Genomic DNA, 10137 nt, shown 5'->3' on the forward strand with positions numbered 1-10137 from the left:
GTGCCGCTGTCCTGGGGGGCCGGGGGGCGGGGGGGCCCCGCGGCGCGGCCCCCCCCCCCCCGCGGGGGGGCGCCGCCGCACGAAGCCGCCGTACGAAGCCGCCGTACGAACCCGTCGGCGGCCGAGGAGTCCGCCGGCTCCGGCCCGCACCAGCGAGTGCAGGCCGAAGCAGGCCGAACACGCCTTCAGGTCCGGGGTGCGACGCGGTCTCGGCCGACGACGCCGCGCAGCCTCGACCGTCAGGCGGCGAAGGCGGCGAGGAGCTTGTCGGTGAGGCGGTCGAGGTAGTCGGGGGCGGTCGCCGTGCGGACGACCGCGAGGCGCCAGTACAGCGGGCCGGCGAGGAAGTCGAGTGCGAGCTCGCGGTCCACATCGGCGGGGAGTTCGCCGCGGTCGACCGCCCGTTCCAGCAGGCCGGTGGCCTTGCCGCGGCGGGTGTCGCGGACGGCGGTCATCAGCACCTGCGCCAGCTCGGGGTTGCGACCGCTTTCGGCGAGCAGATCGGGGATGATCTTCGACGGGAGCCGGTGACGCAGCGCCCCGTCGATCTCGGTGAGGAAGGCGAGGACGTCGCCGCGCAGGGTGCCGGTGTCCTCGATCTCGGAGGCGTCCACGGCCACGGCCCGGATCAGGGCGACGGTCATGTCGAGCTTCGACGGCCAGCGGCGATAGATGGCGGCCTTGCCCGCCCCGGCGCGCTTGGCGACCGCCTCCAGGGAGAGCCGGGCGTAGCCGACGTCTGCCAGTTCCTCGAAGAAGGCGGCCGCGATCGCCTCGGTCACGGAGTCCTGGAGCACCGGCCCGCCGGGTGTCCGGCGCACGGGCTGCTCGGAGGGGCCGGGGGTCGCGGGCCGGGGCGCGGGCGTGTTGGGCATTCCCCGAACCTACACCAGGCGGAACGCTTGCGTCTCGACTAGGCGGGGGCTAGCGTTTAGACGAGACGGAACCGTTCCGTCTCAGCAATGTCGGGAGCACCCATGCGATTCCTCTTCGAGGACGAGTCGTTCTCCTTCGAAACACTCCGGGCGGCCGGATTCGCCAACTACGGCGGCGCCGACCTGGGCGAGGTCGTGGCCACCGCCCGGAACATCGGCGAAGGCGACGAGGCGGCCTGGCTGCGCGAGTGGAAGGCCACCGCCGAGCGCGTCCACGACATCGGCGACCGCGCCCTGGCGGCCGGGCACCGGGTCAGCGCCCGCGAAGCCCTGCTTCGCGCGTCGAACTACTACCGCACCGCCGAGTTCTACCGCCGCGACGACCCCGCGAACGACCCCGAGGCCAAGAGCCTCTCCGCGCTCTCCCGGGAGACCTTCGCCGCCGCGGCGGCCCTGATGGACACCCCCGTCGAGGCCGTGACCATCCCCTACCAGGACACCGGCCTGCCCGGCTACCTGTTCCTCGTCGACGACTCCGGCGCCCGGCGCCCCACCGTCCTGTTCACCAGCGGCTTCGACTCCACGCTGGAGGAGGCGTACTTCGCCGTCGCCGCGGCCGCGCTGCGCCGCGGCTACAACGTCCTCGCCTACGACGGTCCGGGCCAGGGCGCGGCGCTGCGCGAACAGCGGCTCGCCTTCCGCCCGGACTGGGAGGCCGTGGTGACCCCGGTGGTCGACTACGCGCTGACCCGCCCCGAGATCGCCGCCGACGGGCTGGTCCTGTTCGGCTACAGCCTCGGCGGCTACCTGGCCGCCCGCGCCGCCGCCCACGAACACCGCCCGGCCGCCCTGGTGCTGGACGACGGCCTGTACAGCTTCGGGGAGGCCCACGACCGGTTCATGCCGCCGTTCCTGCGCGAGTGGATCGAGGCCGGCCGGGACGACCTCGTGGAGCCGGTCATGGCTCTGCTCATGCAGGCGAGCACCCAGTTGCGGTGGGCCCTGCGCAACGGGGTGTGGACGTTCGGCGCCGCATCGGTGGCGGACTACATCCGCCGCACCGCCGACTACACCCTCGACGGCGTCGCCCGGCTCATCGACTGCCCCACCCTCGTCCTGGACGCCGAGAACGACCAGTTCTTCCGCGGCCAGCCCCAGCGGGTCCGGGCCGCGCTGACCTGCCCCCACACGCTCGTCACCCTGACCGAGGCCGAGGGCGCGGGCGAACACTGCCACATGGGCGCCATGTTCCGCTTCCACCAGACGGTCTTCGACTGGCTGGACACCACCCTGGCGCGGGCGGCCGGGCCCGCGAGCTGACGGGCGCGCCCGCCGGCCGACCACTCCGCGCCGGCCCGACCTTCGCCGGCCCGACCACGCCCGCGGGACACCCCCGCGGATGCGCCTCCGGCCGGGTCCGTCCCCTGCGCGAACCCGACCGGCTGCCCGTGCGGCGCGTACGGGACGGGCGCGTCGACCAGGCCTGCGGCCGGATACGGGTGCGTCTGTCCTGTACGTGGAGATCGATCGTAGGCAACCGGGCCTTACCGATCGCTTACCGATCCCCGGCCGCTCGCCATCGCCGCCCCGCACCGCCTCGCGCCTCCCCGTGCTGCCCCCTGCTGCCCCCTGCTGCCCCGTGCCGCCCCACGCCGCCTACCGGATGTCGCTCAGCTCCCGCGCCTCCTCCAGCACCCGCGCGGCCGACTCCGGCAGCCCGGCCGCCTGGTACGCCCGGCCGAGCGCGCGCAGCGCCTCCGCCAGGAAGGAGCGCCAACCGCGGGCCCGCCACACCAGCACCGACTCCTCCAGGTGCGCGACCGCCGAGGCGTGGTCGCCCGCCGCCAGGTCCAGCTCCCCCAGGATGCCGAGGGCCTGGGCGAGGTGGTGCCCCAGGTCGAACCGGCGGGCGATGGCCAGTGCGGCCTCCGCCGTCTCCCGGGCGCGGCCGTCGCCGGTGCCCGCGTACAGCATGGCCAGGTAGAGCAGCGAGAACGCCTCCACGTAGCGGTCCTTGAGGCAGCGGGCCATGGCGAGCGAGTGGAGGAGCAGCTCGCCGGCCCGCTCCACCTGGCCGGCCCGGCCGTGGGCGGCTCCGAGGAACTGGATGGCGGTCGCCTCGAAGCGGGTGTTGCCGATCAGCCGGGCCAGCCGCAGCGTCTCGGTGAGGTGCTCGATCGTGCGGTCGAGGTCCGTCTCCCCGTGGGCGATGGCGATGATCTGGTGCGCCCGGGCCTCGCCGCCCGGGTGGTCGTGGGCGGTGGCGAGGTCCAGGGCGCGGTGGCCGGCCTCCAGCGCCTCCTGTTCGCGGCCCTGGGCCACCAGGCTCCAGGCCGTCAGGACGAGGGCGTCGGCGGTCCCGCGTTCCTCCCCGACCTGCTCGAACAGCCGCTGCAGGTGCCGGGCGCGGTCCTCCAGCGCGACCATCGTCTCGGTGCCGTCCGCCAGGTCGACGGTCGTCCCGGAGCCGTCCGCCGGGGTGGTCCAGGTCGTCACCTCGATCAGGCCGCGGGTGAGCACGGCCGTGCCCAGCGCGTCGCCGGCGGTCCGGCAGGTCTGGAGGACGGTCAGGTGGGTGGTGCGCCAGTCGTCGTACAGGCCCCGCACGTCGCAGTACTTCTCCTGGCAGGCGGCGAGGTCCCACGCCACCGACACCATGCGCAGCGCGGCGGCCTGCCGGGCGCTCGTGTTCAGGGCCGGCTGCTCGGCGTCGAACCAGGCCATCGGGTCGTCCAGCAGTGCCGCCGCGACGCCGGACGGCATCGGGTGGCGGGGTGCGGTGCCGTGGATCGGCGCGAAGCACGGCCCGGGCACCTGGTCGGCCGCCTGCTCGGCCAGCCAGAGCCAGGCGCCGAAGGCCCGTTCGAGCGCGGCGGTGCGCGCGGCCGGTTCGTCCGCGGCCTCGGCGTGCTCGCGCGCGTACAGCCGGACGAGGTCGTGGAAGCGGTAGCGCAGATGCGGCTCCGTGCCGGTCTCCTGCAGGAGTTGGGCGTCGATCAGCTCCTCCAGCTGCCGCTCGGCCTGCTCCGGCGGGATGCCGGCCATCGCCGCCGCGGCCCACGGCGCGAAGTCGGGCGCGTCGAGCAGTCCGAGCAGCCGGAACGTGCGTCGGGCCGGCTCCGACAGCCTGGCATAGCCGACGGCGAAGCCCGCCCGTACGGCCAGGTTCCCCGCGGCCAGCTCGTCGAGCCGTCGCCGTTCGTCGCGCAGCAGGTGGGCGAGCCGGGCCAGGGTCCAGCGCGGCCGGGCGGCGAGGCGGGCCCCGGCGATGCGGACGGCCAGCGGCATGCCGCCGCACAGCTCGACGATCTGGGCGGCGGCCACCGGTTCGGCGGCGACCCGCTCGTTCCCGAGGATGCGGCGCAGCAGCGTCCGGGCGTGGGGGGCGTCGAGTTCGTGGAGGTCGACGAGCCGGGAGCCGGGCAGGGCGGTGAGCGCGGCGCGGCTGGTGACGAGGACGGCCGGTCGGGCACCGGGCCGGTTGCCGGTTCGGCCGCCTGACCCGTCGCCCGGCCGTTCGCCGGACCCGTCGCCCGGCGGTTCGTCCGCGGCCGCCGGTGTGCCCGGGAGCAGCGGGACGATCTGCTGCTCCCCCGCGGCGTTGTCGAGGAGGACGAGCGTGCGGCGGCCGGCGAGCAGGGTGCGGTACAGCGCGGAACGCTCCTCCAGGGAGGCCGGGATCTCCCGGGGGTCGGCGCCGAGGGCGCGCAGGAAGGCGGCCAGGACGCCGGCCGGGTCGGCGGGCGTCTCGTCGGCCCCGCGCAGGTCCGCGTAGAGCCGGCCGTCCGGGTAGTCGACGGCGGCGAGGTGGGCGGTGCGGACGGCCAGCGCGGTCTTGCCGATGCCGCCCATGCCCGCGATCACCGGTACCCGGCCGGTCGCCAGGGCGTCCAGCACGATCCGCACCTGCTCGTCGCGTCCGGTGAAGTCCGGGACGTCCCGGGGGAGTTGGGAGGGCACGCGGGCGGGACCGCGGTCCGGCCGGGCGCCCTCCCGGTCCTGCGCCAGCAGCGCCAGGAAGACGTTCCGCACCTGCTCGCCCGGCTCGATCCCGAGCTCCTCGGACAGCCGCCGGCGCAGCGCCTGGAAGCGGCGCAGCGCCTCGGCCGCCCGACCGTCCGCCGCCAGCAGCTCCAGCAGGGCGGCCTGCAGGGGCTCGTCGAACGGGTACTCCTCGGCGAGCGCCGTCAGGGCGGGGACGGCGGTCCGGGACGCTCCGGCGGCCGTCGCGGCCCGGGCCAGCGCCAGGGCGGTGGCGCGCACTTCGTGCTCCACGGTCGTGACCAGCGGGTCCTCGCGGTTCACCCGTTCCAGCCCGGCCAGCACCGGGCCGCGCCGCAGGCCGATCGCCCCGGCCGGGTCCCCGTCGGCGGCGAGCCTGCGGAACCGTCCGAGGTCCACCGCGTCCGGCCCGGTCACCAGCCGGTAGCCCTGCCCGTCGGACTCCAGCGCCACCGCCTCGTCCCCGAACCGCCCGAGCCAGGTGCGCAGCCGCGACATCCCGGTGTGCACCGCGCCCCGGCCGACCCGGTCCGACTGCTCCGCCCACACGAGGTCCAGCAGCCGCCCCACGGGCAGCCGTTCCCCCTCCGCGAGCAGCAGGGCCCCCAGCAGCCCCCGCAGCACGGTGGCCCGCGGCAGCGCCTGCGGCACGGCGTCCACATCGACCGTCAGGGGCCCCAGCAGCCCGAACGTCATCTTCATCCGCTTCAGTCCCTCGATGCTCACGACCGCACCGAGGCCCGCCCGGCCGCCCGATCGGGTGGCGCCCGCCGACCTCGGCACGACCCTGACACTAGTCCGGGCACTGATCAACAGCGGCCACCGGCCCTGCGGTCCGCCGCCCGGCACCGCACCCCGGCGGTACCGCAGCTCGTCAGTACCGCACCTCGACGGTCGCTCCGGCGGCCCGCAGCTCGGCCGCCACGGCCTCGGCGAGGTCCGACGTCACGTCATCGAGGACAACCGCGGGCAGCCGACCGAGCAGGGCCTTGCCGTGCCACAGGCTGAGCCCGGTCCGACGCCTGACGGCCTTCGCGACCTCCAGCACGCGCGGCCCCGCACCGGTCACCACGACGCGGATGGGCCCCCCGTCACAGACCAACTCGAAGTACCCGTCCGCCGCCACCACTCCCCCACCCCCAGCCGTTGCCCGGAGGACAGACACTGCCGCAACGCCCGGTCGACCGAGAAACACACCCGGCCCGGGGGCCCGCCCGACCGGACGTCAACTGCGGGGACCGTGCAGCACGGTCCCCGCGGCGGCCCGGCCTACTGTCCGGTGGCCGTCTTCATGTAGGTGGTCCAGATCCGGGCCGGCACGGTGGCGTCGGAGGTGTCCGGGGTGGCGCCGCCCAGGCCTTCGAGGGAGAGGAGCTTCATGTCCTTCAGGTCCGCGCGGAACACGGTGACCGCCGTCGACAGCTGCCCGTTGTAGCCGACGAACCAGCCCGCCGTGCGGTCCGCGGTGGTGCCGGGTTTGGCGGCCAGGTTCGGGCCGGCCTCCGCCGCCGGCTTGGCGGCCCCGTCGCGGACGGAGCCCTTGAGTGCCGCGTCCACCTCGCCCGCGACCGCCGGGGTGAGCGCCTGGGTGGCGGCGGGCAGGCGCAGGGGGAGCTGGACGCCGTTGCGGGAGATCCTGAGCACCGAGTACGGGTCGGTGTGGGAGCCGCCGGCCGCGAAGGCGGCGTACGCGTCGGCGGTGCGCAGAACACTGGGGGTGGAGTTGCCGACGCCGAGGGCCGGGACGAGTTCGCCGAGGCTGTTGGGGAGCAGGCCGAGGTCGGTGGCGGTCTTCTGCACCTTGTCCAGGCCGACGTCCATGCCGAGCTGCATCAGCGGCCCGTTGACGGACTGTTCGACCGCGTTCCGCAGGGTGACGCTGCCCCAGTTCCGCTTGCCGTCGTTGGCGGTCTTGACGATCTTCCCGTCCCGTCCCCAGTACGGTCCTTCCGGGGTCATCACGTTCACCCCGTCGTCGCCGTTGTAGGTGGTGGTGGGCGCGACCGGGGTGCGGTCGCCGCCGCGCCGGCGCTGCACTCCCTCGCCGAGCCCGGCGGCGTACACCACCGGGGTGAAGGCCGAACCGATCGGCACCGTCGTGGTGTTGGCGTTGTTGAAGCCCTGCTTCAGGTAGTCGGGGCCGCCGTAGAGCGCGACGACCCGGCCGTCCGGGGCCAGCGAGGCGGCGCCGACCTTCAGGAGCTTGTCGGACTCCCGGTTGTCCGGGTCGATCCCCGCGGTGCCCTGCTGGACGGCGGCGACCAGGGCGTCGACCTTCGGCTTCTCGAAGGTGGTGCGGATCTGGTGGCCGCCGAGGTCGAACTGGGCCGGGGTGATGTCGCTGTGGCTCTCCACGTAGGCGCGGGCCGTGTCCACCAGGTACCCGATCTGGCCGCTCAGCCCCGCCGACTTCGGCTGCGGCTTGGGCTCGGGGAACACCGTGTACCGGGCGCGCTCGGCGGCGGACAGCTTGCCCACCTCCACCATCCGGTCCAGGATCCAGGACCAGCGCTCCTCGGCCCGTTCCCGGTTCCCCGCGCTGATCGCCGGGTCGTACTGCCCGGCGCCCTTCAACAGGGCGGCCAGGAAGGCGCCTTCGCTCGGGTCGAGCTGGGAGACGTCCTTGCCGTAGTAGGCGGCCGCGGCGCGCTCGATGCCGTAACTGCCGCGCCCGAACCAGCTGGTGTTCAGGTAGCCGGCCAGGATGTCCTGCTTGCTCATCCGGTCGTCCAGCTTGATCGCGATGGCGATCTCGCTGAGTTTGCGGGACATGTCCTGACGCTGGTTCAGGTAGATGTTCTTGACGTACTGCTGGGTGATGGTGGAGCCGCCCTGGGTGTCGCCGCCGGTGACCATCTGGACGACGGCACGGCCGATGCCGGTCACGGAGATGCCCGGGTCGGTGTAGAAGGTCTCGTTCTCGGCGGCCAGCACCGCCCACTGCACCGGCTCCGGCACCTGGGCGAGCGGCACCTCCTGCCGGTTGGTCGGGCCGATCCGCGCCATCTCGGTGCCGTCCGCCCAGTAGTAGACGTTGTTCTGCTGGGTGGCGAAGGAGTTGAGGTCCTCCGGGACGGCGGTGTTCGTGTAGAACCAGGCCAGCCAGCCCGTCAGCGCCGCCGCCCCGGTCCCGGCCACCAGCATGTGCTGCCGCCAGGAGGGGAGCCAGCGGCGGACTCCGCGCCGTGCGCGGCGCGGGTAGTCGATCCGCAGGAACCGGCGCAGGGGTGAGCGCGGGGAGGCGCCCGGGTCCGGGGACCGGCACGGGTCCGTTGACGGGCTCGGGGACGGGCTCGGGGAGGCATCCGTTGGCGGGCTCGGGGACGGACCCGGGGACGGGCGCCGACCCCGGAGCGGGCGCCACGCCCGTAACGGCCTCCGACGCGGTGGGAAGCGCCACCGTCGCCGCCCGGGCTTCTCCTCTTCGGCGGCGCTGTCTTGCTGGGCACGCACAGTCCGGTCTCCGATTCGCTCGTGGGCGTGATCCTCCGTACACATAGACGCGGTGGGAACATCAGTACGTATGCCTCGCCTTGGTGTGATCATGGTCATACTCGGTGCGGTGAACCGGGGCGCCCCGGCCACGGACGGCGGGCGGACGGCAGGTGGACGGACGGCCGACGGCCGACCCGCGCGGGCACCGGTCCGCGACAGCCCCGGCGTACCGCCAGAATGACGCCATGAGGATGATCCAGACCGCCCTCGGCGCGATGCTGCTCCTGCTGATCGTCGGCAGCATCCTGCGCACGCTGGTCGTTCCGCGCGGGCTCTACTCGTCGCTGGTGATGCGGCTCTGGCGGATGCTGCGCGGGCTGCTGCGGCTGGCCGCCGGACCGGGCCGCGGCTACCACGCGCAGGACCGGGCGCTCACCTGGCTGGCGCCGCTGGTGCTGCTGGGCATGCTCGGGGTGTGGCTCAGCTGCATGCTCACCGCCTACACCCTGCTGCTGCACGGCACCTCGGAGCTCAGCTGGTCGGTGGCCGTGCGCGAGGCCGGGTCCAGTCTGTTCACCCTCGGCTTCGCCAGCGGCGACCGGCTGCACCTCTCCGCGATCGACTTCCTGGCCGCCGCCAGCGGCCCGCTGGTGATCGCCCTCCAGATCTCCTACCTGCCGACCCTCTACGCCGCCTACCAGCGCCGCGAGACCGAGGTGACGCTGCTGCAGTCCCGGGCCGGCGAGCCCGCCTGGGGCCCCGAGCTGCTGGCCCGCCAGTCCCTGGTGGACACCGAGACCGCGCTCCCCCAGCTCTACCGGGACTGGGAGCGGCTGGCCGCCGACATCGGCGAGAGCCACTCCAACTACCCGGTGCTGCTCTCCTTCCGCTCCCCGCAGCCCAACCGCAGCTGGGTGGTCGGACTGATCGCCGTGATGGACGCCGCCGCCCTGCACCTGGCGCTCTGCCCGCGGTCGGCCCCGCCCGAGGCCCGGCTGGTGCTCCGGGCCGGCTTCACCGCGCTGCGCGACATCGCCCGCTCGCTGCGGATCGACTTCGACACGGACCCGGACCCGGACGTCCCGATCCGGCTGACCTACGCCGAGTACCTGGGCGCCGTCGCGATGATCACCGCGGCCGGCTTCCCGCGCGAGCGCCCGGTCGAGGAGGCCTGGGCGCACTTCCACGGCTGGCGGGTCAACTACGAGGCCCTGGCGTACGAACTGGCCCGCCGCAGCGACGCCGTCCCCGCGCTGTGGACCGGCCCGCGCGACTTCCGCGCCCCGGTCATCCCGCCGGCCCGCCCCGCCGACCGCCGGCCGTCCTCGGCCCCGCCGCCGGCCGGGCCGTCGCTGCCGCCGGTGCCGCCGGTGCCGCCGGTCTGAGCGGTCCACTGCGCGCCGACGCCTCCTGGATCGAGGGCCTGTCCCTCGTCGCCGCCGACGAGCACGGCACCGCCGTCGGCCACGCCCTGCTGACCCGCTGCCACATCGGCGACGTCCCGGCCCTGTGCCTGGCCCCGTGCGCCGTGCTCCCCGCGTACCAGCGCACCGGCGCCGGCTCCGCCGCCGTCCGCGCCGCCCTCGACGCGGCACGGGGCCTGGGCGAACGCCACGTCGTCGTCCTGGGCCACCCGGACTACTACCCGCGGTTCGGCTTCACCCGCGCCGGCGCCCACGGCATCGGCCTGACCATCGACGTCCCGGACGAGGCGCTGATGGCCCTCTCCCTGGACGCCGACCACCCGCTGCCCGCGGGCACCGTCCGCTACGCCGCGCCGTTCGGCATCTGACGGACGGCGCCGGGCGGGGCACCCATGTGCCCC

The 10137-nt window shown here is 74.8% G+C and carries 6 protein-coding genes; 2 read left to right on the forward strand and 4 right to left on the reverse strand.

Annotation, left to right across the window (positions count from 1 at the left end):
• Window positions 1-239: 239 nt before the first annotated feature.
• Window positions 240-875: a TetR-like C-terminal domain-containing protein gene (locus ACFVHV_RS41810; protein WP_359909303.1), complete on the reverse strand. Its 636-nt coding sequence runs from the start codon at window positions 873-875 to the stop codon at window positions 240-242.
• A 102-nt stretch (window positions 876-977) separates the two neighbouring features.
• On the opposite strand from ACFVHV_RS41810, the gene ACFVHV_RS41815 reads away from it, so the two are divergent.
• A complete protein-coding gene (locus ACFVHV_RS41815; RefSeq protein ID WP_380358842.1) occupies window positions 978-2195 on the forward strand; it encodes an alpha/beta fold hydrolase in 1218 nt (405 codons plus the stop codon).
• A gap of 336 nt (window positions 2196-2531) precedes the next feature.
• Here the strand turns inward: ACFVHV_RS41815 and ACFVHV_RS41820 are convergent, their stop codons facing one another.
• The 3 genes from ACFVHV_RS41820 to ACFVHV_RS41830 all read right to left on the reverse strand — a co-directional run bounded on the left by ACFVHV_RS41820 (window position 2532) and on the right by ACFVHV_RS41830 (window position 8021).
• Window positions 2532-5603, reverse strand: a complete 3072-nt coding sequence (locus ACFVHV_RS41820; protein ID WP_380358844.1) for an ATP-binding protein — start codon at window positions 5601-5603, stop codon at window positions 2532-2534.
• Window positions 5604-5751: 148 nt separating this feature from the next.
• Window positions 5752-5949: a ribosomal protein L7/L12 gene (locus ACFVHV_RS41825; RefSeq protein WP_380358847.1), complete on the reverse strand. Its 198-nt coding sequence runs from the start codon at window positions 5947-5949 to the stop codon at window positions 5752-5754.
• A 197-nt stretch (window positions 5950-6146) separates the two neighbouring features.
• Window positions 6147-8021 carry a transglycosylase domain-containing protein gene (locus ACFVHV_RS41830; protein WP_380358849.1) on the reverse strand — a complete coding sequence of 625 codons (1875 nt, stop codon included), beginning with the start codon at window positions 8019-8021 and terminating at the stop codon, window positions 6147-6149.
• Window positions 8022-9567: 1546 nt separating this feature from the next.
• Between ACFVHV_RS41830 and ACFVHV_RS41835 the strand changes: the two genes are divergently transcribed.
• Window positions 9568-10104: a GNAT family N-acetyltransferase gene (locus ACFVHV_RS41835; protein WP_380358852.1), complete on the forward strand. Its 537-nt coding sequence runs from the start codon at window positions 9568-9570 to the stop codon at window positions 10102-10104.
• Window positions 10105-10137 lie beyond the last annotated feature (33 nt).

The organism is Kitasatospora sp. NPDC127116, assembly GCF_042677365.1.
GTDB lineage: Bacteria > Actinomycetota > Actinomycetes > Streptomycetales > Streptomycetaceae > Kitasatospora > Kitasatospora lactacystinica.